Genomic DNA, 26,697 nt, shown 5'->3' with positions numbered 1-26,697 from the left:
ATCCACTACTCACTGCTTGTTTGATCATCGATTACCACCCCTTCAGGGATCTCAAAGCTGAACAGTTTGTCCGTTAGCACTTCATTTATTTGACTGTTTTTAAAAGCAAACTCTGATATTTGACCTGACACATCCGTGACGCTGACTGACTGCAAGGTATCTGACGCGGTAAACGCAATATCCAATATTTCAACTTGCGATTCAACACCCGTCTTCGGTGTTATTCTAAATCCTTTTTTAGTTTTACTAATTTGATACTTTTGCCATTGTTTTTCATCACGTGTCGTTAATAAAATAAAGGGTGTGGTATCAATAAGCCCATTGGTGCTCATTATCGTTACTTGCTCAGCAAACGCATCATAGTAAAATGTTTTTTTTCCATCAGAAACAAACAATGTTTCATCTGGCGAGGCTTGTTGCCAGCGTATTTTTAATGGATGAGCTAATGCAATATTACCTGCCCCAGACTGCAGTACTTCACCTTGTTCGTCTTTTACTTGTTGTGAAAATTGTGCTTTAAAGCTATTCATCGACGCCAATTTGGTTTTTAAGTCACCAGCTGCGTCGGCCCAAGACTGTGAACTTAACATCAAACCAACAACAAGTACTGTTGGTTTGATTAAAAAAGAGTTTAAAACTTTAGATTGAAAGGTCATTAATTTACTCCACCTTTTGGCACCAAAACTTCTCTGGCACCGTTATGACCTGGTGAACTAACCACACCAGATGTTTCCATTTGTTCCACTAATCGCGCCGCTCTGTTGTAGCCTACACGCAATTTACGCTGCACGCTCGACACCGATACTTTACCGGTTTCAATAACAAACCCAACCGCTTCGTCATAAAGTGGATCAGATTCATCATCGGCATTTTCTGGTGCCTCTCCAGGTAATAAAATATCTTCTGTCGCATCTCCGCACAATATTTCTTCAATATAATTGGGCTTGCCACGTGCTTTCCAATCACTCACCACCGCATGTACTTCATGGTCGTCAACAAATGCGCCATGAACTCGAATAGGTACACTGGTACCAGGTGGCAAATACAACATATCACCCATACCTAATAAGTTCTCTGCGCCTTGTTGGTCAAGTATGGTTCGCGAATCAATTTTACTCGAAACCTGAAACGCCATTCGTGTCGGTATATTTGCCTTTATCAAACCCGTTATGACATCAACTGAAGGTCTTTGCGTTGCCAACACTAAGTGTATGCCAGCTGCTCGGGCTTTTTGCGCAATACGTGCTATAAGTTCCTCCACTTTTTTGCCAACAATCATCATCATATCGGCAAACTCATCAATAACGACCACGATACTCGGCAATTTATCCAGCTCTTGTGCTTCAGACGCCATACCATCAGTGTCTTTAAACAGCGGATCTAAAATCGGATGGCCTGCGTTTTTAGCGTCTTTGACTTTCTGGTTATATCCCTTTAAATTTCGAACGCCCAACGCAGACATCAACTTATATCTGCGCTCCATTTCCCCTACACACCAACGCAATGCGTTAGACGCTTCTTTCATATCTGTCACAACTTCACATAACAAATGGGGGATCCCTTCGTATACTGATAGCTCCAACATTTTTGGGTCAATCATGATCATTCGTACATCTTCAGGCGGTGATTTATACAGTAAGCTTAATATCATGACATTAACGCCCACTGACTTACCCGAGCCTGTTGTACCCGCAACAAGTAAATGTGGCATTTTGCCAAGATCTGCCACTACAGCGTCACCTGCAATATCTTTACCCAAAACCATGGTTAGAGGTGACTCATTATCAGTGAATTTTGGCGCACCGATAACTTCAGATAGGCGCACGATTTCACGATGCTTATTGGGGAGCTCTAAACCGACATAAGTTTTACCAGGGATCACTTCAACAACTCGTACGCTCACAGCTGACAATGAACGAGCTAAATCTTTTGCAAGACCAGTGATCTTCGCCACTTTAATACCCGGTGCAAGATCTAGTTCAAAGCGTGTTACAACCGGACCTGGATAAACCCCCACAACGGCTGCCTGAATATTAAAATCAAGTAACTTTACTTCTACCAACCTAGAAACAGCCTCTAGTTCTTCTTTAGAAATAGGGTTCTCTTTTTTGTCTGGCCTATCTAATAATTCTAACGAAGGCAGCGGTGCCATTGGCGGCCGCTCTTCTAGCAATGCTTCAAACTGTTCTTTAGCCGTTGGGGGTGGCACATACTGAGAAGCTACATTTTGCGCTTCAGTATGGTTTACCGTTTGTTTTATTGGTCGAGCAGGAGATATCACGGTTGTTTCTCTTGGTACTTCCCGTGATACAACGGGGGCTGCTGATTCATCAAGGGCATTTAATGCAGCCGCCGTATCAAACCCCTCATCATCAATTGCTGAAAAGTTAATCTCTTGCTCTAATATATTATCAAGTTCATCAAATACCGAGGCGCCTTCAATTACTTCAGGCTCTATATGAACAGCCGGTGTCGATTCTTCATTATTCTTTGTATTATTGTTGCCAAATAATTTATCTTTCAATTTTCGAGTTTTGGGATGAGTTGACTCGTTTTCAGCATTTTTTTCGAGCTCTTTATCAGCACCTGCTTGCTCATCTGACTCTGTACTAACTGACTCAGTTATTCCTATATCAACATCATTTTCATTTTTTGGCGGTATTCGCTCTGCTTTTGACTTTTGTGTAGCTAAATCGACTACACCCTCTACTTGCTCATCAGACACAGCGTTAACTTCATTGACTCTATGTGCAGAAGCGCTTTGTGAGAGCTTTTTTGACAACCATTTAAAGAACCAAACGACCTTTTCACCCAAATAATCAACAAATTCGACCCACGAAACCCCAGTTAGTAAGGTTAATCCGGCAAAAAAGAAACACAATAGTAAAATGGAGGTCCCAGTAAAATTGAATGCAGGCATCATCGCATCGGCAATAACGTCGCCAATAAAGCCGCCTGATGGAAACTGAAAAATATCGTCGAAGTTAATACTACTTATGGCACTCGCTGACGCCACAAATAAAGTCATGCCAATAACACGCAAACCCAACGTGGTATAATCTAATTGTAGTATTTTATGTGGCTTTTTAAATAACAAATATCCAAACGTTTGGATAACCGCGGGAACTAAAAAGGCAAGCCACCCAAAACTCAGCAATAATATATCCGCAATCCACGCACCCGCAGTTCCAGTTATGTTTTTAACTTTTATAAACTCACCGGTTTGAGACCATGACGGATCGACGGGATCATAACTGATCAACGCGCATAAAATGAAAATGGCAGCAGCGGTGCTTATAATTAAGCCAGTTTCAAGGAGGCGTTGTATACCATTTAAACGCATACGAGCGTATTCCTCTATTTTATTCTTTTAATCATCATTTTAAGACACACCTTAGCAAGAATTTCCTTATGGTGCACAAGGTTTTATAATTTCCCCTTCCTCTCCTTTTACTTCTTCCATGACTACATATGTTCGGCTTTCACTCACATTGGGTAATTTTAGCAAAATATCACCTAAAACACCTCGATACTCAGACATATCTGTTACCCGTGTTTTTAACAAAAAATCAAAATTACCTGACACTAAATGGCACTCAATGATTTCATCATGCTGTCTAACCGCTTGATTAAACTTATCAAAAACATCTGGGGAATTCTTACTAATGGTGATTTCTACGTATACCAATAAGCCCTGCCCTACTTTAGCAGGATCCACTACTGCTTTGTATCCGCGAATAAACCCTTCTCGCTCTAACTTTTTTACACGCTCTAAGCACGGAGTTGCGCTTAAACCAATGCGTCTAGCAAGTTCGACGTTAGAAACCCTACCGTCTTTTTGTAATTCAACTAAAATACTTCTATCGATTCGGTCTAATTGTTGATGCATTTCACTAGTTACTTAAACTACACATTCCATAATTAAAGAGTATATCACTACAAAACCACTTTAAAAAGGTGAGACACACTAGCTGGGCATGAATATAATAGTCGAAAATTTTATCCCGTTCTATTTTAAGGCGATTTATTATGATTATCGGTGTACCTAAAGAAATAAAAAACCACGAGTACCGCGTAGGTATGGTTCCAGCAAGTGTTCGTGAACTAATTAACCATGGCCACCAAGTTTTTGTTGAAACTAATGCAGGTAATGGTATTGGTTTTACTAACGAAGACTACATTCAAGCAGGTGCAGAAATTTTAGATACTGCTGCTGATGTGTTTGCTAAAGCAGATATGATCGTAAAAGTAAAAGAACCTCAAGCTGTTGAACGCGCTATGTTACGTGAAGGACAAATTTTGTTCACATACCTTCACCTTGCACCAGATCTTCCACAAACTGAAGACCTTGTTAAAAGTAAGTCTATTTGTATTGCATACGAAACGGTTACGGATCCGCGCGGCGGCTTACCGCTTCTAGCACCAATGTCAGAAGTTGCTGGTCGTATGTCAATTCAAGCTGGTGCACAGGCACTTGAAAAATCAAATGCCGGTCGCGGTATGCTACTAGGTGGTGTACCTGGTGTTGAGCCTGCTAAAGTGGTTGTTATCGGCGGTGGTATGGTTGGTAACAATGCAGCTCAAATGGCTGTTGGTATGGGTGCAGATGTTGTTATCCTTGATCGTAACACTGACGTACTTCGTCGTATTGATGCACAGTTTGGTAACCGCGTTAAAGCGATTTACTCTACTGCAGATGCATTAGAGAAGCACGTTTTAGAAGCTGACCTCGTGATCGGTGGTGTGCTAATCCCAGGTGCAGCAGCGCCTAAGCTAGTTACAGCAGATCATATTAAACGCATGAAGCCTGGCGCTGCTATCGTAGACGTTGCTATCGACCAAGGTGGTTGCATCGAAACGTCTAAAGCAACAACACACGCTGACCCAACATATATTGTAGATGAAGTTGTTCACTACTGTGTTGCTAACATGCCGGGTGCTGTACCTCGCACGTCAACATTTGCCTTGAATAATGCAACTCTACCTTACATTATTAAACTGGCGAATAAAGGCTACAAAGCAGCACTTCTTGAAGATCAACATTTCATGAATGGCCTAAACGTACTTAACGGTAAAATTACATGTAAAGAAGTTGCTGAAGGCTTCAACATGGAGTTCGTTGAACCTCGTGCTGCACTAGAAAACGCATAATTATTATCGCATTTCAAAAACCTGCTTTCTACTAAGCAGGTTTTTGTATTTGGTACAGTCATCATCATATCAATTAACTCCTCTAGATTCTCACAGAGTACGAACCTACGTTCATACCTACCTTCGAAAACCCGTAAACGCATTAAAAAATAAAACACAACGGTTATGCAGACTATAATTCGTAGTAAACTCACAGATATAATTGTTTATAGCGTGTTTGTACCTGAAAAAACTATATTTCTTTGTTTCTTATAAAAGAAACTCTGTTACAGTAATCACAGCGAATTGTTGCAAGTTTTTGTTAATGTTTTACATTTAAATGATGTCGAGTGTTGGAGAAGTGCCGTGAAGTTCAAACACAAAATAATAGTGGTATCATCTATAGTGTTATTTCTAGCACTAAGTGTATTGTCAATAAAACAATACTTTTCAATCAAAAGTAATCTTGAAACTCAGGTGGACCAAAGCGTTGCTGAGATTATTCAGGGTATTAGTAATACCGTTACGGCGCAAATGGATGGCAGCGCAGACTTAGCCTCTTTAGCAACCAGTTTAGTCGCTGATCTTGACTCTTTGCAAAGTGCAGCACCTTTGTTGTCGCAACCAAAGCTCATCGAGCAATTTATTCTCATTGGATATGGTGAAGAAAATACGGGGAAGTATGTAGCCAGTGACCCATCGTGGAACCCAGGACCAACGTGGGACCCAAGAAAGCGTCCATGGTATACCGATGCAAAAAGTGCCAATGAACTCATTGTGACAGCACCCTATGCTGATTCTGTAAGTAAAGAAATTGTCGTTTCTATCGGTACTCCAGTCAAAAAGAATGGTCGTTTTCATGGCGCGATATTTTTCGATGTGAGTCTGTCTAAACTTGGCAATATGATTAACTCGTTTAATCTTTTTGATGCTGGATTTGCATTTATGGTTAGTAAAGACGGCACCATCATTTCTCATCCAGACACTAAATTAAATGGTGAAAAAGCGTCCAGTTTTCTAGGCAATCTTCCCTTTGACACAACATCTACCCAATCGCTTAATTTGAACAATAAAGAGCATATTATCGTGTTTCGAGAGGTCGCCGGATACGACTGGTTAGTTGGTGTTGCACTTGAAAAAGAAAAAGTATTTTCAGCAATAGATAAACTCACCCAAGACTCTACCGTATTTACGGTTTTATTTGTCATCATTAGCATCATTGTCCTGTCAATCGTTATCAATATACTACTTAAGCCACTTGCTGATATAAATGAAGCAATGGCGAACATTGCGCAAGGAAATGCAGACTTAACTGTACGACTAAATACAGAAAGTGAACCAGAGTTCGCTTCTTTGGCGACAAACTTTAACCTGTTCACGGCTCGGCTTCAGCAGCTAATCGCTGATATTCAAGTGCTTGGACATGAGATTCTTGCTGACGCTAAACAAACCTCGTCTGGGGCTAACCATGCTAGTACTGCTATATCAAGGCAATTAGAATCGTTAAGTGCACTTGCAATCGCCACTGAAAGCATGTCAACCACAGAACAGCGTGTAGCCAATACTGCGCAAGATGCCGCAGAAGCGATTCAAAACACTGACGGCGTCGCACTTGAAGGACAAAAGATTGTATCCGAAACAACCGATACTATTGCACATTTATCGGAGCAAATTACGACTGCGGTGACTGTTGTCAATGAACTAGAAGTTTCTTCCAGTGGCATTGAGCAAATATTATCGGTGATAAATGGTATTGCCGAACAAACCAACTTACTCGCCCTCAATGCGGCGATCGAAGCCGCTCGTGCTGGTGAGTCAGGCCGTGGTTTTGCCGTAGTCGCTGATGAAGTGAGAACATTGGCCCAACGAACACAAGAAGCAACCACTGAAATAAAAACCATGATTGATCAACTACAATCGGGGGCTGTAAACGCAGTACAAGTCATGAAGAAAAGCCAAGCCGTGGTTGAAAAAACCGTTGGTAAAGCAGATGAAACCAAGTCATCTTTACAAGCAATACGCAGCGCAATAGAGCATATTGTTGAGCTCAACTTACAGATTGCTAGTATGTTAAATGAGCAGCGTCAGGTGGTTGATGAAGTGAATCATAATGCGTTAGAGATCAGAAATATCTCTGATATGGTATTCAATGAAGCAAACACGGTTGATCAAACCATGCAAAGTCAAGTAGACAAAATAGCCCATCAAGAAAGTATGCTAGAGCAATTTAAGGTGTAATCACGCTTTCCTTCTTATATGGATGCAAACCTGTTCTGAAGGCTTGCATCTTCCCTTCCCCCTATCATCCGGACTTTTCGTCACGTTCAACAAGTTCTTGAATAATAAATCATGTTCTTTAAATTGCATATAAGTACCTAGCCTCAGCTCTGGATAAGCGAATTTGCCCAATAAAGCTTATTCTTCTCACTCTCGGCGTTGCTTTCACTTGTAATAGCCCGCTATTACTGCATAAAAGCGCCTTGATATTGAACAAAATATCATCATTGGACTGTACGCAAGTTTGTTTACAAAAACATTTTCTATTCTAAAACCCTTATCCAAACCTGAGGTTAACTATTATTCCAATAATACAATTGCGAATACTTATCATTATTCGTATAATCCGCATGAAAAATACTCTCAATCACATATCCTAGGTTGTAAAAATGCAAAAACTGAAACTAAAGTATCCAAAGCTCCTTGCTGCCTCTCTTGTTGCGCTATCTAGCAACGTCATGGCGGAAGATGTTAAACACGATGATATAGAAAAAATTACCGTGAGTGCCAAAGGACTTATCTCATATGTCAGCGCATCGGCAAGTAAATCAGATACACCCATTATCGAAAGCCCTGTATCTGTTTCAGTGTTAACATCGGAACGTATCCAAGACTTAGGTGCTGAAAATTTGCAGGAAGCAATCGGCTATGTAGCGGGTGTATTTAACGGGCCATATGGTGTCGACACCCGAGGAGATTGGGCTAACATCCGCGGTGTTGCGCCTGTTCAATACCTCGATGGCTTACAACTCATGTTTGGCTATTACAACAATGCCCGTCCAAATACATACAATATGGAACGCATCGAAATTCTCAAGGGCCCTTCTTCAATGCTTTATGGGCAAGGCTCAACGGGTGGTATCATAAATATGGTGACCAAACGGCCTCATTCACAAACATCAGGTGAAATCGTTGCGCAAGTTGGTAATTTTGGCCGCACGCAAATTGCTGCTGATTTCAACACCACATTAACCGCGGATAAATCTGTCGAAGCACGCTTTGTTGGCCTGTACCGTGATAGTGATACGCAAACAGACTTTGTAAATAACGACGCAAGCTTCTTCGCACCAAGTATTGCATGGCATATTAGTGAAGATACCAGTGTGACCTTGCTTAGCAATTTTCAAAAAAATAAGTCTGGGTCAAGTACGCAGTTCTTCCCTCATGAAGGAACCATCTTACCCGCAGAACATGGTCAAATAGAGAGTCGTCGTTTTGTCAGTGAGCCTGGTTGGGATCAATACGATACAGAACAAAATGCTATCACATTAATTGTTGATCATATGTTGAGTGAAGATTTCTCTGTTAGCTGGACAGCACGTCACCTAGAAAGTGAAGCCATTTATCGCACTATGTATGCGTGGCCACCAAAGCTGCAAGACGACAAGCGTTCTATTGTTCGCAATTTCAGTTTACAAGATGCTTCGTCAGAAACGGTGACATCTGACTTGCAACTACATGGACTGATTTATACTGGCGATTTCGAACATAACCTAGTAATGGGCGTTGACTATCAAAGTGCAGACACAGATACGGACCGCCTCTACCTCACACCAGATTCAATTAAAGCGGCAATCGGCTTAGACGTAAACACTTCATTAGATTTATATAGCCCAGTATATGGTCAAACAGGGTTTTTACCAGGGTCTGAATTGATCCCCAACACCCCAGAGAAAAATGACCGTCAAGTAGGTCTGTACATACAAGATACAATTAAGTTTGATAATTGGGTCCTTAACGCTGCGTTACGCCGTGATAATGTACAAAGTCAAAGTGATGCACCAAACTCGGTGAAAACAAAACAAAGTGCAACAACAGGTAGATTAGGTATTTTATACAGCTTTGATAATGGAGTTGCACCCTATGCTAGTTACTCAGAGTCTTTTTTACCCATTTATGGCTCGCGCCCACAAGGTGGAGACTTCAAACCTCAAGAAGGTGAGCAAGTAGAAGTGGGGGTAAAATTCCAACCTCAAGGTACTGAACACTTGATCACTGCGTCATACTTTGACATTACTGACAAAAATAAAAAACGCGTGGTTTCTCCTGAACTCACCGTACAAGACGGCAGTGTTGATATCGAAGGGTTTGAGCTTGAAGCACAACTAGAGTTTGATCAGGTTGATGTGTATTCTGCCTACGCTTACACAAAATCAGAGCAAAACACCTCTGATAAAACCCTTTCAGAGCTTGTGCAATTATATGCATCGGGCGAAACAAGCTACTTGAGTCAAGCATTAACAGATACGGCAGCGTTATCTGCAACACCAAAACATATGTTAAATACTTGGGTTACCTATCGTCCAGAACAGTTCATCAACGGGTTTAAAGTGGGTGCTGGATTTAGATATGTAGGTGAAACATATGATGGTAGTCGAGCAATTGAGTTCATGGGTCAATCTATTAATAGTCCAAAGACCACCGATAGCTACACCTTATTTGATTTTATGGTTGGATATGAATTCGACAATATTGATGTCAATCTTAATATTAAGAACTTAAGCGATAAAACGGTTATCACCAGTTGTTTATACCGCGGAGACTGTTTCTATGGCCAGCGTCGCACTGTAACAGCAAACATTAAATACAAGTTTTAAGGACGTGTAAAATATCAAGGGTATGGACCTCGCTTACGAAAGCACCATGCCCTTAGTACACTAAAGTGAAGTATTCGCTCAAACTGAGTCTATGTTAAACTGTCACATGCATTGAAGAGAATTACATCATATCTAACAGTCTCATGTATGTCATTGTGTAACTCCCCCAAAAAAAGTAACGTTAGCTCAACGGCTAAAAAGCCAAACATATTTAAGGTATCAAAAACCATTTCTTCGGTTATATTCATATTTTAAACCCTCATTTCTAGAATTATGGAAGTTAAAATTCTGAATACTGGACGTGTCAACACACTTCCAGCCTTGTTTCAGCAGGGTTAATAAAGCAAAAGAAGAAGGAAGAGTTTTATATTGTTCGGTTGAATATGACAAGCTACTCTCAGAGATCTCATTCTTACAAGATGAGTGTTACATTGAAGATACTAAATGATTAAAGAAACTCGAATGAGGTGGGGATTATATGGTCAATTGGCATCACAGTGCTAAGTTGCTCCAACTATCATCACCTTGCATTTGATCCATTAGCTTCAGCCATGCGATGTAGTTATAAAGATAGTCAGTTCCAACGCCATTAAATTTTCTAAGCCACTGTTTCCAGCATATCATCCAATTTTTGAGCGTTTGAATGTGGTAGATGCCATATATAAGTCGCTTATTATCAATCTCAAAAGGCAGGTTCTTGGTGATTGTTTGATACGACAAATTGCCGTCTGTACACAAGACACTCTAAGGCGTTTAGACAGTTACTAATAACCTCTGTAAAACGCAATGAGTGACAGCACCGTTGCGATCTAATGTAAGAAGAACGGGTACTTTAGGTATATCATTACTATTAACTCCGCGCTTACGTGGTCCCGTTTCCAACAGGCGCTTACCTTTAAATGATTCATTAAGAAAGGTCGCATTTATGCTGCACGATTGCTTGTTGGATTATACTTTCACCAACTCGAGGTAGTCACATTGAAAGTCGATCACCTTCAATGTGCTACTCAAAAATAACTTAAAAGGTCGCTTTATCCTTGTTATCATCAGCTAATTCTGCATCCATATTTTTATAATATTCGTAAGCCTCGTCACCGGGTTTTAATAGAGTCAAAGCTGACTTTATCAATGAGTGGGCTTCTTCTCGTTTATTCATTGACTGATACACATCGGCTAAACCGCCATAAGCATACGTGTGGTTAGGGTATGTTTTAAGGTTATACTTAAAAAGCGCGACAGCCGTTTCTAACTCTCTTCTTTGAAAAAACTCGTATGCAATGCGGTTAACAACCATCTCTGGAGGAGCGATAATTTTACCTCTTTGATGAGAAACTTTAGCGTAATACTCAATGATAGATTGTACCCCATTGGTTACTTTGATCGTTGGCATTTCAATTGGAAAAAACAAATTATGATAGGCGTTAAACTGCCCCGCTGCCGAAGTTAAGCCATGAGGTACATCTGGAAAAGCTTGATTAACAAAACGCATGCCCTCAGGCTGATTGCTCTTCATAAATGACAGTAAATCTTCGTAAACTTCTCTCATCTCACCCGATTCATTTCCCATATTCATATACAAATAGGACTTGTAGGTTTTATTGTTTGTCAAAAACTTTTTAACCCTCTTCGCAGTTGTGCGGTCTGCCCACCAAACCGCAGGGCTGTATGCAAAATGTGCATCAAATAAAAACGGTTGTGACTGCATAGCATGTAAAACAAACAAACCGCCAATAGAGCCACCTGATATCATTTTAAAATCATGAGTTCGATAATTGTCATCGATGTACGAAATAAGTTCTTTTTCAATAAAGTTTAAAAACCCATCAGCTCCACCGCCTTGGCCTACAGGCCCTCTCGGGTCTTGATTGACTGTTGGTGTTAAGTCCCAGGTCCTATTTTTACTTTCTATGGCAACAACAATGGCTTCTGGTGCGCCTTGAATTTTTTGCATCCTATCAAGTACACCTTTTACTAAAGACAGGTTCAAATCTCCATCTAGTAGGTAATGTACCGAATACTTTCTATTGCTGCCATCCTCATAACTTTTTGGCAGATGAACTACGAATGATCTATCTTGCTTTAAAATATTAGACTTCAGAGTATGGTGAATTTCTGACTGAGGGTTTGCAAAGGCCAATGACGTAACTAGTAGTAAAGAAAATACGGATAAAGTCGATTTAATTGATATCAAAACAGTTCCTTTTTATTGTTATAAATTCATGGTGATGGATGATAATATAAATGTAATAAACCATTATAGCTTTTTCAGAATAAAAGTTCACTGACATACAGGTATTGCTTCAACTGCTAACTTTAAAAAGACTTATTCGTCTGAGTTAATAACTGCCTAACGCAAGCTACCCCCCCCCAACTTTAGGGTTTAATAAATTACCCCCCTAAAAAGCTGAATATTATTACTTAAACAGCAAAAGAGAAGTATTTGTTAACCTTATCATTGGCAAACGCTTCTAATTTATAAAATATTGGACTTTTAAGGCCTTAACGATAAGAGATTAACCGTTTAATACTTAAGTTAAGTCAAACTTAAATATAACTAGACTTTTATTAAAGCACTAATGCAACAAACATCTTTCCACATTCCATTTAACAAGTGTCACTAATTTACCCGCCACGGTGGGTTTAAACGATTTTCTCCAGCCCAATATAACTTTATTTTATTCCCTGATGGATCATATAGCACGGCTTCACGCCACAGGTAACTTTGATCAACTGGCTGCTGTTCAAAAGTGATGCCCTTGTTCACAAGTTCCTGATACCACTCATCTAACCTATCTGACTCAAAATAAATAACAACGCCGGTATTATGAGCTGATGTCTCTAATGACAAAGAAAATGTTGCACCACCATCAGGGCATTCAAATCTCGCATAATGTCCTGTATCAACAATTTGATTAAAGCCGAGTAGACTATAAAAATCAGTTGCCTCATTCATATTCTTAACAGGCAAAGTTACTTGATTCAAATTCATATAATACTGTCCTTAATTCACTTATAAAACTCATTTTATGTTAAATAGTTACACTATTACACAAAGCGGAGACGGCCCTACCAGAGATGTGTACCTTATCATGATTAACGCTACAATGAAGGACCCCTCCGCGTTCAGAAGCTTGATAGGCAATCAATGCGTTTTTATTGAGTCGGCGAGCCCAAAATGGCGCAAGACCGGTATGAATTGAACCTGTTACAGGGTCTTCATCGCCTCCATTTGCAGGCCAAAAATAACGCGAAACAAAATCATATTTTTGTGATAAAGCAGTCACAACCACATCTCTTGGAGCCAGCTTAATCAGTTCACTCGTCATATATTCCAACGTCTGTACATCGTGCTCTGAATTATAAATTGCAAAGTACGCTTGGGCATTGCAGTAAACCTCTGCCGGTTCAATCGAAAGCCCCTTTAATAAAGGACCCGGTGGAGTAACAACTAATTCAGGCTCTTGATTTGGGAAATTCATAAGAATTGTGCCATCGGCGTGCTTTTCAACGGTCATATCACCAACCGCTTTTGCAGTGAATACTACTTTTTTTAACTTTATGTCTTCTTCAAATAAGTAATGGGCCGACGCAAGTGTAGCGTGCCCACAAAAATCAATTTCAGTTAATGGTGAAAACCAACGTATCTCATATTTATTTTTAGTACGCAGAATAAATGCAGTCTCAGATACATTGTTTTTCGTTGCAATTTCCTGCATTAGTTGTTCGGCTAATGGTAGCTTGACTTCAATAACAGCCGCAGAATTCCCTTTGCAATCATACCCTGTAAATGCATCGATAAATCGTACTAATAATTCCATTACTGAGCCTTTCTGTCTTTATTGGACTATAAATAAATAAGTTACCATAAACCGACATAAATATAACGCCAACAAATTATAATAATTCAAATCTCTTTTTATAAACTCTTTTATATGCAATAAAGTAAACGCTAGGTCATTGTAAATGAGGGACAGCAAACATGAGATTAAATCTAAAAAAGAAAAACATGAAAAATCTATCGATGGATAAGAGCATAGACAAAGCGCAAACTCCCGAAGTTGCTGGTGCCTATAGAGGCCGTCAATCCAATAAATGCCACCAAAGCTGGGAATGCAAATCTGATTACGATGGTTGTACAACAGTGACTTGCTTCTAACTAAGGTTGATGGTGATCCACTTGAAGACATAACAGCACTGCGTAAAACATCACTGGTCATTAAAGGTGAACAAGTATTCAAGCCGGAACAAATTTATAACGCGATTGGTGTTAAACCGTTTGTCCTAGCAAGCAACATCACACATTAAGCAAAACTGAAATAGAACCGCTTAGGTCCTATAACTAAGCGAATTAATCATTAGGATTGGGGGTTATTTTTCACCTAACCATAATGATTAACCAACTGTATAACTTAAACTTATGGCCTGCATATTTAAAACTTTAGTCTAACGAGTCCCTTCATCAGCGCACGCGTTTTCCCGATTTTTATTAACATTGATTTTCCCGTATTCGCCATCGGTGTTCAACGCTAAATTCACGCCATCACGCACTATATCAAGACTTCACGTCAATGAGTCATTCGCATAGTCTATAATTCAACGCTAACAAGCATGGTCTTTAACTTGATTGATAAATAATCAAACTGAGCTGTAACTGATAAGCAAATCCGTCGCTATTACAGTACAGCTCAATTAAATGATTACTCGGCGAGGCAAATCAGGTAAAATAAGCCGGTTTTATATATGAGCATTGTATAGCAAAAGAGGTTTCTATGAGTTTGTACACAGAATACATGGATGAAATCCAAAACCGTAAGCAAGAACTTGGGTTGAATCCAAAGCCAATCGATAGCGAAGCGTTACTATCAGAGATTATTGGCCAAATAAAAGATACGGGTCATGCGCACCGCGCAGACTCATTAAATTTCTTTATCTACAACACACTACCAGGAACCACCAGCGCAGCCGGTGTAAAAGCAAAATTCCTAAAAGAAATCATTCTTGGTGAGTCTGTTGTTGAAGAAATTACGTCTACTTTCGCTTTTGAATTACTATCTCACATGAAAGGTGGTCCTTCTATTGAAGTACTGCTTGATCTAGCGCTAAGTGATAACACTGACGTATCTGCTCCAGCAGCCGATGTGTTAAAAACGCAAGTATTCCTTTACGAAGCAGATACTGAACGTCTAGAGGTTGCATTCAAAGCGGGCAATGCAATTGCAAAAGATATTCTAGAAAGTTACGCACAAGCTGAGTTTTTCACTAAGCTACCTGAAATTGAAGAAAAAGTTGACGTTGTTACTTATATTGCTGGTGAAGGCGATATCTCAACTGACTTACTTTCTCCAGGTAACCAAGCTCACTCTCGTGCAGATCGTGAATTACACGGTAAATGCATGATCACACCTGAAGCACAACAAGAAATTGTAGAGCTACAGAAAAAGCACCCTAACGCAAAAGTTATGCTTATTGCTGAAAAAGGTACGATGGGTGTGGGTTCGTCACGTATGTCTGGCGTTAATAACGTGGCTCTTTGGGCTGGTAAACAAGCAAGCCCATATGTCCCATTTATTAACATTGCACCAGTGGTTGCAGGTACCAATGGTATTTCACCTATTTTCTTAACGACGGTTGGCGTAACTGGCGGTATTGGTCTTGACCTTCAAAACTGGGTTAAGAAAACAGATGAAAATGGTAACAATGTTACCGACGCAAATGGCGACCCAGTACTTGAAGAAGCTTACTCAGTTGCAACGGGTACTGTATTAACAATCGACACCAAAGAGAAAAAGCTTTACAACGGTGACAAAGAGCTTGTTGATGTGTCTTCTGCGTTCACACCTCAAAAAGTTGAGTTCATGAAAGCAGGTGGTTCTTATGCGGTTGTATTCGGTAAGAAACTACAAACTTTTGCAGCTGAAACATTAGGTGTTGAAGCGCCTGCTGTATATGCTGCGTCAAAAGAGATTTCTCATGAGAACCAAGGCCTAACTGCAGTTGAAAAAATCTTTAACAACAACTCAGTTGGTGTAGCATCAAAAACTGCACTACACGCAGGGTCTGATGTGCGCGTTAAAGTAAACATTGTAGGCTCGCAAGATACAACTGGCCCAATGACATCACAAGAACTTGAAGCTATGGCTGCATCTGTAATATCACCAATTGTTGATGGTGCATATCAGTCAGGTTGTCACACGGCTTCAGTTTGGGATAGTAAAGCACAAGCTAACATTCCAAAACTAATGGCGTTCATGAACAAGTTCGGTTTAATCACAGCACGTGACCCGAAAGGTGTTTACCATTCAATGACTGACGTTATTCACAAAGTACTGAATGACATTACCATTGATGACCGCGCAATTATTATCGGTGGTGACTCGCATACTCGTATGTCTAAAGGTGTCGCATTTGGTGCTGACTCTGGTACTGTTGCTTTAGCATTGGCTACAGGTGAAGCGGCAATGCCTATTCCTGAGTCGGTAAAAGTGACTTTTAAAGGCCGCATGAAAGGCCACATGGACTTCCGTGATGTAGTACATTCAACTCAAGCGCAAATGCTTAAGCAATTTAGCGGTGAGAACGTTTTCCAAGGCCGTGTTATTGAAGTACACATTGGTACGCTAATGGCCGACCAAGCGTTTACTTTTACTGACTGGACTGCAGAGATGAAAGCGAAAGCGTCAATCTGTATTTCAAATGATGAAACGTTGATCAAATCTATCGAGCTTGCGAAGAGCCGTATCCAGATCATGATCAACAAAGGTATGGAAAACGACGCTAAAACACTTCAGGGTCTTATCGATTTAGCTGACAAGCGAATTGAAGAGATCAACTCTGGTACTAACCCAGCCCTAGCACCTGATGACGCAGCGAAATATTATGCCGAAGTTGTTGTTGATTTAGACCAAATCAACGAACCAATGATTGCTGACCCTGACGTAAATAACGAAGATGTATCTAAGCGTTACACGCACGATGTGATCCGCCCAGTATCATTCTACAACGACAAGCCAGTTGATTTAGGATTTGTTGGGTCTTGTATGGTACACAAAGGCGATATGAAGATCATCGCGCAAATGCTTAGAAACCTTGAGGCTAAAAATGGTGCAATTACATTCAACGCGCCATTGGTTGTAGCGCCACCAACATATAACATTGTTGATGAGCTTAAAGCAGAAGGCGACTGGGATATTCTTGCTAAATACGCTGGTTTTGAGTTCGACGACGAGAAGCCTAAAACAGCAGCTCGTACTAAGTACGAAAACATCATGTATTTAGAACGCCCTGGTTGTAACCTTTGTATGGGTAACCAAGAAAAAGCAGAGCCTGGTGATACAGTTATAGCTACCTCTACACGTCTTTTCCAAGGCCGTGTTGTTGCTGATACGTCAGAGAAAAAAGGTGAGTCATTACTGGGTTCTACACCACTTGTTGTCCTTTCAACTGTATTGGGTCGTTTCCCAACAATTGAAGAGTACACAGCTGCAGTTGATGGTATCGACCTAACCGCATTTACGCCGTTAGAAGAAGAGCTAACAACAAAATTCAGTGCTGAAAAAGCAGTGCCTGTAAAGGTTGTTGACGCTAACTAATAGCTGCTGAATTAAAAGCGTACCAGATTACGTTTTTATAAGGTGTTTAAAAGGCTTATGTTGTTACTGATATTTATATCATAACTTATTAAGCCTTTTTTATTTACGCTGAGTAATGCAGAGCCAGCTGCTTATCACTATCTTTATTCGGCTCCATTAAAATATCACATACATAACTCCATCGGCTGATAGATAAGCCCTGATGACTCTTGTATTTCACCAACGCAGTTAAATCCATACTTTTTATAAGCGCCCACAGACGTTAATGACGCACTGACTGTTAAAATATCAGCGCTTACATGGTTGAGTATCGCGTGTAACAAAGTACGACCCACCCCATTATTTTGAAATTCAGGGTCAACAAAAAGCATTGCTACATGACATCCAGCCTTTAGTTCAATCATACCAACTAGGGTACCATTGCACTCCACGGCCAAAAGTACGTTGTCTTGCTGCATCCTCTGTAAAAACGCGCTGTGTTCTACAATACTTTTAAAAGTATGAATGCCTTCTGCATGCAAGCTACTTGCAATTGATTTTTTAAATGCTCGGATACAAATCGCTCTCACCCGTTCAAGATCATGCTCTTGGACTTTCCTAACCTGCATCACTCTCCCCTTCACTATACCCCATGTCATTTCTGACTCTAAACTGTACATAACCATCGGGTGAAAATAAACTAATCAGTGACATCCCCTCACCAATAAACTCGCCCTATCGCGGTCTAAACTTACACCCAGATATAAGCACTGTGTATACTTTGCCAAATATGGATTATGTTATATGCGTACTACACCTAAGCAAAAATAGAACAAAGTTTCATACGTTTAATTTAGGTAACCTCAGGTTTAGATAAGGGTTTTGGAATAGAAGATGTTTTGTAAACAAACTTACGTACAATCCAATGATGATCTTTTATTCAATATCAAGGCGCTCTTATGCAGTAATAGCGGGCTATTAAAAATGAAAGCAACGCTGAGAGTGAGGAAAATAGCTTTATTGGGCAAATTCGCTTATCCAGAGCTGCGGTTAAGTATACTAAAACCTACCGCAATCATATTAAAGATGCTTTCTTTGTAATGCGCGTTGATCTCCATAAAACGCATGGAAATAACTTGTCGTATAAAAAATAAAATTACATACATCATTAAGTATGCACACTGCAAAGTCATTATTTGATGTAGAAAGTAATTATCCAAACATTCCCAGGTACAATAATTGGAATGTTTTATTTCATATTTAGCCAAAACCAGCCTCATATGCATGATTTATACGTTAATCAACCAAAAATTGATGTATTTTTAGCTCCAGCAGTGAAAATAATTAATTCCGACAAATTATTTTTTCACTAATTTTTTTGTCATATGAAAGATACCCTTTGTCACAGTGTGTTTAGCCATACGACTTTGCGACGCAGAAAAATGCCCAATTAAAAAATAATATATAATATTTTCAATAATTTAATTAGTGCATACTAACCAATTTAGCCACTTCATTCCTACGCCACGCAAACAACGTGCATTGATCTCATGTCGTGAAAAACAATAAAGGTATAAACATAGAAGAAAGTGTTATAGGCAAATCCATTGAAAAATATACTGTATACAATATATTCATATTGGTTATTTATACACCAAGATAATTACAGAAAAATTACATTAACTTCACAGTAAAAATACAACATAAATAAGTTACAACATGATAAAGGAGAACACGATGAAAATCGTTTCATCACATTGGACCAAGTTGATGCTTGGTTCAGCAATACTGCTTTCACAACAAGCATTGGGTGCAACTCTGCCTGATGTATGTGCGACGCAGGGACCTTCAACCTCGATAACAGACGGCACACCAATTTGTGTCAATGACAATGGAATAGCCTATTTAAGCTTGAGCGGTGCAAATGAGTATAACAGTGTTGCTATTAGTACAGGACATGGTACTGGAGACCTAAGTTTATATGTAGATCAAGGCCGCTGGCCTAGCACAGGTTCTAATAGTAATGCTTATAAGTCAATCACTTCAGGAACTAATGGTGAGTGCGTGGTCATTAGTAATCCTAGTCAGTACTGGTTGATGATCGCAGTCACTGGCACCCGCAATAAATCATCTCTTGCTGTTGATTTTGGTGCGACGTCTTGTCGAGATATAGATGGTGGTGGAGACAACCCAGGAGATGGGAATACTGGAAGTATCGTTGCGCCTAACAATCTAACGGGTACAACGACCGAATCGAGTGCTACCGTCTCTTGGAGTGACAATTCTAACAACGAAGATAACTTTATTATTCAACGTTCATCAGCTGGTGTATCTTGGCATACCGTAGCAACTGTTAACGCGAATGAAACCAGCTTTACTGATACAGGTTTAGTACAAGACAAAGTCTATTACTATGTAATGTATGCAAAAAATACGACAAATACATCTGGTTGGAGTGCGATATTAACGACTAAAACCAAAAAGTCAGGGTCAACTACCCCACCAGGTGATGGTGGCGATTTAGCCAATATCTGTGCAACCAGTGATCCTACGACTGAAACAGCACTCACGGATGGTGTACCAGTATGTGTACCCGCTGCTTCACAAGGCACTGGTTTTGCTATTTCAACGTTTAACCAAGATGTAACGAGTATCGCAATTAGTTCATCTTACGGCCAAGGTAACTTAACATTGGCTGGCAGAACAGATGGCAAGTGGCCAAAATCTGGCGACGACAGTATCCGTTCGTCTAAAGTCGGCAATACTGAATGTGTGGTATTAACTAACCCTCGTAACGGTTGGAACAATATTCGTTTAGAAGGTTTATTTAAAGGCGCAAGTGTTGTTGCAGACTTTAACAAAACCAGCTGCCGAGTAACTCCTGGCGCGGATGACCCTGGCAATGATGGATATGATCACAATGGTGTGCATGTATTGGTTTATCCATTTAGATTCCCAGATCAAGATTTAGAATTTACCACGGATCAAATCAATGCTGAAATGCAGAAGACCAAAGATTACTTCACCGAGCAATCGTATGGGAAATTCAACTTTACTTGGGAAATTAAGCCAAAAATTACCATGCCACAGAGTCACAATTACTATAACAATGATAAAACGTTATGGAATCCAGGCTATAAAGAGCAACTCGTCAATGCTGGAGTAGATCCAAACTTTCCGGGCGAAGCTACGATTATAATGGTGACTGCACCGCCTGTAGGCACAGACGCAACTTATTTCATTAACTCTCAAGCAGGTCCACCGCTTATGGAGATTTACACTTATGCTGCAGGCACAATTGCACATGAAACTGGGCACGCTTTAGGGTTACATCACTCAATGTCAATTGAAGGTGGTAATAGCATGCTTAATGGCAATTCAAATGATGTTGTCACCAACTATGGTAATGTATTTGGCTTAATGGGCATGGGGGCTCACTCGTTAGAAGAAATGAACCTAATGTATAAAGGTTACTTTAATAACTGGATTTCTGACACCGACGTGCCCACTATAACAACATCTGGTAAATACCGTATTTACACATATAATCATGGCACATCATCAGGCCACAACGCACCTGGTGCTATTGGTCTTAAAATACCATCAGGCGATAAAACGTTTTGGGTTGAATATTTAACACGCCAAAAGAGTGAAGCAAATACATCTCCGGATCAACAATTACGTACACCACTTTTACAAAACGGTATTGTGATCAACCTGCAGAATTATATGGATAACAATGCAGCACCTTGGTACAACCATAACTCATTATTATTAGACTCTACACCAAACTCTCGTAGTTCAAATTGGGCGTTAGAAGACTTTAATGATGCGCCTTTGCAGAAAAACCATACATTCACTGACCCTTGGGGTAAATTTAGCATTTACCCTGTAGAAACAGGTGGCACGCTAGGTACGGCAAATGCTTGGATTGATGTACAAGTGACGTTTTTCTAATCGTTGTTAGAAAGTCATATTGAAAAGTAATATTAAAAAATAAAGCACCGCTAGATTTAATGCGGTGCTTTTTTATCTGGCCTTTATAAAATAGTGAACAACCATACTTTTATACATCAACTACCTATGTTATTCGCCTGCCAAGGTTACTCAGTTATACCGCGTCTTTTTTTACGCTTTTAAAGCGTAGCAATAAGGGCTTGAAGCAATAGTGAGACAGTACTGACACGGTTGAAAATAAAACCACACCAATAAACGGGATCACAGGCCCTGTGAAAAATGCCGCGCCCATAACATAGCCCAGAATACACTCAACTTTATGTAACGGTATAAACAGTGCTGTGATCATCAGGCCCATCAGCATATAAACAGCAATATTTTGTAAACCAAAACTGAACGCGAGCGACGCCAACAAGCTCACCAACAACATTCCCATAAAGCCAATCAGTATATTACGATAGAAGTCGCTTAAGCTCAGCGCTTCATGCGCGCGCGTTAATAGCCTTCTCTTAATACGTATAAAAGTGATGAACACCAAAGACGGTAATATAATTAACCCCCACCAATTGGATATACCCGGCAAGTCTGAGCGCATCAGAATGTGATGTGTGACAATTCCTCCATTAAAATATTCCCATGACAAGTGACAGATTTGAAAAATCACGACGATGATGAGTAAGCTATTTCTAATTCGTTCTAATTGCCTATCTTTCATACCAACTAATTCCTATTACCAAGTTAATGTAGTTATCATTAATAGGTATTCAGCAATAAACAAACCAACTAAAAAACAATAAATTTCAACAACTTAAAAATTTAAAAAATCAACACTTAATCAATTAACTCAAATAGTCGTGTTTATCACTAAACAATCACGAATTTTCCTATGTACAGTAACAGCCATTATATGAGTGGGAAGATAATAAATTTATCCATTCTCACTTGCTGTGGTTGCTGCCCCATTATGGTCAGTTGCCGGTGCAATAACTGTAGATCTTTTGTGGTCAATACCAACGAAGCTTCATTTGGATGATACACAGACCCTGAAGGGTAATCTTTTTTCGCACATGCTGACATTTCGATGTGCGCGCCTAAAATAGCTGAAACAGGATTCATCTCAGTAAATGCTACCAGCCTTGCTATACTGCTTTTAAATGTTAACCAATCGCGAATGTATAGCCTACCTGGATAAAAGGTATCGCCAGTCAAGAGCCACTGTGTTTGGTCATCGTATAAACTGATAGCCTCTCGTTGATGCCCTGGTGTTGGAATAACCGAAATATTTCTCCCACCTAACTTAAACACACTAACCGAATTGGGCCAGTCGCTTAGCTGCAACGTTTTTTGTAATACGGTTAGCTGATGAGGAGGCACAACGGATACGCCTTCCACCCCATAAAACTGTGAGTCAGCTGCTATATGGTCGCTATGACTATGCGAGTGCAATACATGTAACGCATAATCTTTTGGTTGACGCTTTATGCGTATTAAATGTTGTTGAATAATCATTTGCACTGTGCGCGCAAGGGGGAATAGTTTGGCACTTGTTGTGGCCCCAGTATCAAGTAATAGTGCTTTTCGATCACCTAATAATAAATAACCTCAGCTCTGGATAAGCGAATTTGCCCAATAAAGCTATTTTTCTCACTCTCGGCGTTGCTTTCATTTGTAATAGCCCGCTATTACTGCATAAAAGCGCCTTGATATTGAGCAAAATATCATCATTGGATTGTACGTAAGTTTGTTTTCAAAACATTTTCTATTTCAAAACCCTTATCCAAACCTGAGGTTAAATAGATAAAAGGCGCTTCATAATGCACGCATTTACTCTGCCGAATGATGTAGGTAGTCAGATTAAACTCAAGCACTTCCATACTAGGACGCGTATCCAGTTCACACTCTTTACTCCCCGAAAACCACTGCTTTTGAGAAAGGTTTGGAGTTGCTTTCCCATATGCAACAGTGCAACTGATTAAATAAAGTACACATGCTACTAAAAAACTAATCACGCCATTCATAAGGTAAAATCCTGTGTTTCCAAATAGCGTATATTTTTAATACCGCACTGTTCCAACGCGTTTGAGATAACAACGTGGCTCAATACCTTGGGTTTATTGCATTGATACATTGTTTGTTTATGCTCTTTATCATTTTGCATAATAGCAATGGCATCGAACGACGGCGGCTGCTGTATTTTATGGACGACAAGATCGGTATGGTTGTTTAATTTAACGTTATAAAAAACCTGATTTTGTGATTGATAATTACGCGTTATCGGTTCAACTAAAATGGCTTTATGAAAATCAATGTTTGTTTTGTCAAAGTGTATTCCGCCCCTCTCAAAATGACCTGTATAAAAGTCAGCGCCAATAGTGAACACCTCTTTGGTGACCAACCTATTCAAATCGAACTTACTCGGTAATAGCGTAACCATGCCTTGGCGTAATTCAGCTAATACCTGCTGCTCGTTTGGTACAATGATCTGGTAAATTATCTGGTAATCGTGCGGCGTCGAATAAAGAGGTAAATGGCTGGCGTATATATTTTCTTGGTCATCAGTAAACAGTACCATACCGTGAGTGCCATAGCGCTGATGCGTTTGATGTGACTGATGTGATTGGGACTCTGCGAATACTTGAGGTGATACGCCGATGAGTAGCACGCACATAAGTAGCCCACAGCGCGTACAATAGTTAAATAGTAGAAAAAGCAACATAGCCATCTCTTGATGAAAAATTTTAGCTACTTTACACTGTCATTCATTGAAGTTTCATCGATTAAATATCATTAATCATTTACCTTTTGGAATCAATATGAACGTTGAAGACCTGCGAAAACTGGTGCATTTAGCACAAACTCAAAACCTTCATACATCTGCCGCGGCGCTTAATATTACCACTGGCGCTCTGTCGAAAACACTTAAGAAAATTGAAACTCAACTTAATAGTAAAATTTTTGACCGGGTCGGTCGGAACATTCAGGTCAACACCAACGGTAAGAAATTTACGCTGTATGCTAATGAACTTATCAATCAATATGATCAAATGCTCAGTGAATTCATAAGTACACAAGCCAAACATTCACTCAATATTGCAGGCCCATCCGTGTTACTTGATCACGTGCTTGATAAACTCCTCCCTCACATCAGCACTGCGCAATTTGAAGTAAACTTACAAGCTGTTTTTGAAGGCGATGCCCTTAATAAACTTAAAAGCGGCGCCGCTCATCTAGCCATCGTAACCGATGACGCTTTGCCTGATTGGCAATCAGCAGGATTTCATGCCCTCCCTCTAGGGGTTACCACATTTGAACTGGTTGCCGCCACCGACCACCCCATTCATCAAATTAAAACGCCAACACTTGCAGATATAAATAATACATTTTTTGCTTGCCCGAGCAGCTCGTCATTTTGCGGCATTGTGCGTGGTGTTGGCTCTGATGGGTGGCCAGATCATATCCACCCCCGCCATATTGCTTTTCGCTGTGATAACTTCGCTTCACTGCTTAGTGTAATTAAAAAGCACCCTGCGTTGGCTTATCTGCCTGATATTGCTATTGATGAGCAGCTTAGCGTTATCAAACTTAGTGATTTTGCTGCGCGAAATCAGGAGCGTATTAACCTCGTTTATAAACCGAGCTTCTCGACTGGTTGGTTGAACCAGCTAATTGACCGTATTAGCGCGAGCCAGACTCAAACGCCCAGCTTAAAATGAATAAAAACGATACCTTAAAAGAAGTAACAATAACGCACAGCCTAAGCAAATACACACGGTAATCTAAAATCCATGATGCCTGCGAATATGCTTGATTAACCCTTTATCATTGAATTCTAACGACACAATATTAGTAGATTCGTAGTCAATGACTTTACTGGAATGACTCGGTTTTACTTTACCTACTTCAATCATTTTAATAAATACGACATTTGAGCCGACCATCTTTTCCACAATGCGTATAGAGCTAAAGATAACTTTATCGGTCATCTTCGCAATCAGGCTATTTCGAAGTTCAGTTTTGCTGTTGATAACCACATTGTACTTAATATGTTCATCAATAAATGTGTCTGCCAGCAACGACAAATAATGATCGATATCTTCAATATCTGTATCTGGTTGCTGTCTGGCATTTTTGGCTGCTACAAAGGCATTAGCAAGTTCCGTTAACTGTGCTTCACTGAATACCTTCGCCAAAGATGGCAGTGAATATAATAACAATGTGATTATTAGTAGTAATTTATACACGTCGGTCTTCCTTTTATTGTAAATCCAGTGCGTTTTAAGTGGCTTTACTGGTAGGCTCATCTGGCCCTATATAAAGCTAAAAGCACCATTATTTCACCCGGAGTTACGACTCTGATTTTGCTAAAACAACTCCCATACTAATAAATAACGTGCCAAATAATTTGTTGAGAAACGACATTACTCGCTGATTTGATAAATACGGTTTTACGCATAACCCCAACAATGAATAACCCAGCATTACAACACTATCGATCACAATAACCGTTACACCCAAAATCATATACTGTTCGGAAAATGAGTGATTAACATTTACAAACTGCGGCAAAAATGCCGCAAGAAACACAATGGACTTCGGGTTGAAAAGGTTCACGATAAAACCTTGTTTGATAAGCTGACCATACACAGTTGACACTTGGGCAAGTTCGGTGTTCATCGCGCCTTTTTCTCGCCATTTTTTAATGCCAAGAAAAATTAAATATGCAGCACCAATATATTTAAACACCTCAAAAAAGGTCACTGAAGATGCAAGCAAAGCCCCTAAACCAAAAGAAACAACCATAATGTGTAATGCTAGCGCCAATTGCAGTCCTACTAGCCCTTTGATAGCGGCAATTATGCCCCCTGTCATTGAGTTATTAATAGACGTAATTGTCCCAGCGCCAGGGGCCAAACTAAACACAACACACGCAGCAACAAATGTGAGCCAAATACCGATATCCATAACTTTCCTCAAAACATTTTATATTTCTGCGACCAAAGAAGGCACCACTATCTCACAGTGATTTATTCCAAAATAGTACTTATCGCTTTCTAAACAGAAAAACCGACTGGTCGCTCCACTTTAAACTTTTGTTGATATAGGCTCAATTCAAGCTAACTTATTGTATAAATTAAGAACTCGATAAATCAGAATCGCTTACTATCTTG

Annotated in this window: 21 protein-coding genes and 1 pseudogene; 8 read left to right on the top strand and 14 right to left on the bottom strand. The window is 39.9% G+C overall.

What is annotated here, in order from left to right; translation table 11 throughout:
- Positions 1–5: 5 nt before the first annotated feature.
- The 3 genes from lolA to lrp all read right to left on the bottom strand — a co-directional run bounded on the left by lolA (position 6) and on the right by lrp (position 3,889).
- Positions 6–656, bottom strand: a complete 651-nt coding sequence (gene lolA, locus PAUR_RS08485) for an outer membrane lipoprotein chaperone LolA (RefSeq protein WP_192507336.1) — start codon at positions 654–656, stop codon at positions 6–8.
- Positions 656–3,343 carry a DNA translocase FtsK gene (locus tag PAUR_RS08480; RefSeq protein WP_192507335.1) on the bottom strand — a complete coding sequence of 896 codons (2,688 nt, stop codon included), beginning with the start codon at positions 3,341–3,343 and terminating at the stop codon, positions 656–658. Before PAUR_RS08480 ends, lolA begins: the two co-directional genes overlap by 1 nt.
- A gap of 66 nt (positions 3,344–3,409) precedes the next feature.
- Positions 3,410–3,889, bottom strand: a complete 480-nt coding sequence (gene lrp, locus PAUR_RS08475; RefSeq protein WP_192507334.1) for a leucine-responsive transcriptional regulator Lrp — start codon at positions 3,887–3,889, stop codon at positions 3,410–3,412.
- 140 nt (positions 3,890–4,029) lie between these two features.
- On the opposite strand from lrp, the gene ald reads away from it, so the two are divergent.
- The 3 genes from ald to PAUR_RS08460 all read left to right on the top strand — a co-directional run bounded on the left by ald (position 4,030) and on the right by PAUR_RS08460 (position 10,004).
- Complete coding sequence (gene ald / locus PAUR_RS08470) at positions 4,030–5,151, top strand: alanine dehydrogenase (RefSeq protein ID WP_192507333.1); 1,122 nt, start codon at positions 4,030–4,032, stop codon at positions 5,149–5,151.
- A gap of 345 nt (positions 5,152–5,496) precedes the next feature.
- The gene (locus PAUR_RS08465; RefSeq protein WP_192507332.1) at positions 5,497–7,368 is read left to right on the top strand and encodes a methyl-accepting chemotaxis protein; all 1,872 of its coding nucleotides are present in this window, start codon (positions 5,497–5,499) and stop codon (positions 7,366–7,368) included.
- Positions 7,369–7,796: 428 nt separating this feature from the next.
- On the top strand, positions 7,797–10,004 hold the full coding sequence (locus PAUR_RS08460) for a TonB-dependent siderophore receptor (RefSeq protein WP_192507331.1): 2,208 nt from the start codon (positions 7,797–7,799) through the stop codon (positions 10,002–10,004).
- An 89-nt stretch (positions 10,005–10,093) separates the two neighbouring features.
- On the opposite strand, the gene PAUR_RS08455 is transcribed toward PAUR_RS08460, so the two are convergent.
- The 4 genes from PAUR_RS08455 to PAUR_RS08440 all read right to left on the bottom strand — a co-directional run bounded on the left by PAUR_RS08455 (position 10,094) and on the right by PAUR_RS08440 (position 13,822).
- Positions 10,094–10,252, bottom strand: a complete 159-nt coding sequence (locus PAUR_RS08455; protein ID WP_192508600.1) for a hypothetical protein — start codon at positions 10,250–10,252, stop codon at positions 10,094–10,096.
- 770 nt (positions 10,253–11,022) lie between these two features.
- A complete protein-coding gene (locus PAUR_RS08450) occupies positions 11,023–12,195 on the bottom strand; it encodes an alpha/beta hydrolase-fold protein (protein WP_192507330.1) in 1,173 nt (390 codons plus the stop codon).
- Positions 12,196–12,621: 426 nt separating this feature from the next.
- The gene (locus tag PAUR_RS08445; protein WP_192507329.1) at positions 12,622–12,993 is read right to left on the bottom strand and encodes a VOC family protein; all 372 of its coding nucleotides are present in this window, start codon (positions 12,991–12,993) and stop codon (positions 12,622–12,624) included.
- Positions 12,994–13,033: 40 nt separating this feature from the next.
- Positions 13,034–13,822, bottom strand: a complete 789-nt coding sequence (locus PAUR_RS08440) for a PhzF family phenazine biosynthesis protein (RefSeq protein ID WP_192507328.1) — start codon at positions 13,820–13,822, stop codon at positions 13,034–13,036.
- A gap of 161 nt (positions 13,823–13,983) precedes the next feature.
- On the opposite strand from PAUR_RS08440, the gene PAUR_RS08435 reads away from it, so the two are divergent.
- The 3 genes from PAUR_RS08435 (at position 13,984) to PAUR_RS08425 (ending at position 17,593) form a co-directional block, all read left to right on the top strand.
- Positions 13,984–14,160 (top strand): hypothetical protein, encoded by a 177-nt coding sequence (locus PAUR_RS08435; RefSeq protein ID WP_192507327.1) that lies wholly within the window; start codon positions 13,984–13,986, stop codon positions 14,158–14,160.
- A complete protein-coding gene (locus tag PAUR_RS08430) occupies positions 14,151–14,309 on the top strand; it encodes a hypothetical protein (protein WP_192507326.1) in 159 nt (52 codons plus the stop codon). The genes PAUR_RS08435 and PAUR_RS08430 overlap by 10 nt, the downstream gene beginning before the upstream one ends.
- A gap of 464 nt (positions 14,310–14,773) precedes the next feature.
- Entirely contained in the window at positions 14,774–17,593 is a 2,820-nt protein-coding gene (locus PAUR_RS08425) for a bifunctional aconitate hydratase 2/2-methylisocitrate dehydratase (RefSeq protein ID WP_192507325.1), read from the top strand.
- A gap of 164 nt (positions 17,594–17,757) precedes the next feature.
- On the opposite strand, the gene PAUR_RS08420 is transcribed toward PAUR_RS08425, so the two are convergent.
- Positions 17,758–18,201: a GNAT family N-acetyltransferase gene (locus PAUR_RS08420; protein WP_192507324.1), complete on the bottom strand. Its 444-nt coding sequence runs from the start codon at positions 18,199–18,201 to the stop codon at positions 17,758–17,760.
- A gap of 1,108 nt (positions 18,202–19,309) precedes the next feature.
- Between PAUR_RS08420 and PAUR_RS08415 the strand changes: the two genes are divergently transcribed.
- The gene (locus PAUR_RS08415; RefSeq protein ID WP_192507323.1) at positions 19,310–21,529 is read left to right on the top strand and encodes a hypothetical protein; all 2,220 of its coding nucleotides are present in this window, start codon (positions 19,310–19,312) and stop codon (positions 21,527–21,529) included.
- Positions 21,530–21,683: 154 nt separating this feature from the next.
- On the opposite strand, the gene PAUR_RS08410 is transcribed toward PAUR_RS08415, so the two are convergent.
- From PAUR_RS08410 to PAUR_RS08395, 4 genes and pseudogenes are all read right to left on the bottom strand, one after another.
- The gene (locus PAUR_RS08410; protein ID WP_225738315.1) at positions 21,684–22,244 is read right to left on the bottom strand and encodes a hypothetical protein; all 561 of its coding nucleotides are present in this window, start codon (positions 22,242–22,244) and stop codon (positions 21,684–21,686) included.
- Positions 22,245–22,432: 188 nt separating this feature from the next.
- Positions 22,433–23,116, bottom strand: a pseudogene (locus PAUR_RS08405) (MBL fold metallo-hydrolase); the annotation flags it as partial.
- A 134-nt stretch (positions 23,117–23,250) separates the two neighbouring features.
- Positions 23,251–23,547 carry a hypothetical protein gene (locus PAUR_RS08400; protein WP_192507322.1) on the bottom strand — a complete coding sequence of 99 codons (297 nt, stop codon included), beginning with the start codon at positions 23,545–23,547 and terminating at the stop codon, positions 23,251–23,253.
- Positions 23,544–24,245 carry a hypothetical protein gene (locus tag PAUR_RS08395; protein WP_192507321.1) on the bottom strand — a complete coding sequence of 234 codons (702 nt, stop codon included), beginning with the start codon at positions 24,243–24,245 and terminating at the stop codon, positions 23,544–23,546. The genes PAUR_RS08400 and PAUR_RS08395 overlap by 4 nt, the downstream gene beginning before the upstream one ends.
- 97 nt (positions 24,246–24,342) lie before the next feature.
- Here PAUR_RS08395 and PAUR_RS08390 point away from each other — a divergent pair, with 97 nt between their 5' ends.
- A complete protein-coding gene (locus PAUR_RS08390) occupies positions 24,343–25,242 on the top strand; it encodes a LysR family transcriptional regulator (RefSeq protein ID WP_192507320.1) in 900 nt (299 codons plus the stop codon).
- Positions 25,243–25,305: 63 nt separating this feature from the next.
- Here the strand turns inward: PAUR_RS08390 and PAUR_RS08385 are convergent, their stop codons facing one another.
- Both PAUR_RS08385 and rhtB read right to left on the bottom strand, forming a co-directional pair.
- Positions 25,306–25,770 (bottom strand): nuclear transport factor 2 family protein, encoded by a 465-nt coding sequence (locus PAUR_RS08385; RefSeq protein WP_192507319.1) that lies wholly within the window; start codon positions 25,768–25,770, stop codon positions 25,306–25,308.
- A 103-nt stretch (positions 25,771–25,873) separates the two neighbouring features.
- Positions 25,874–26,491, bottom strand: coding sequence for a homoserine/homoserine lactone efflux protein (gene rhtB, locus PAUR_RS08380; RefSeq protein WP_192507318.1), 618 nt, complete (start codon positions 26,489–26,491; stop codon positions 25,874–25,876).
- Between the last annotated feature and the right edge of the window lie 206 nt (positions 26,492–26,697).

This window comes from Pseudoalteromonas aurantia 208 (assembly GCF_014858725.1).
In the GTDB taxonomy this organism is placed as follows: Bacteria; Pseudomonadota; Gammaproteobacteria; order Enterobacterales; family Alteromonadaceae; genus Pseudoalteromonas; species Pseudoalteromonas aurantia.
This window is presented reverse-complemented; position numbering and strand designations above follow the sequence as displayed.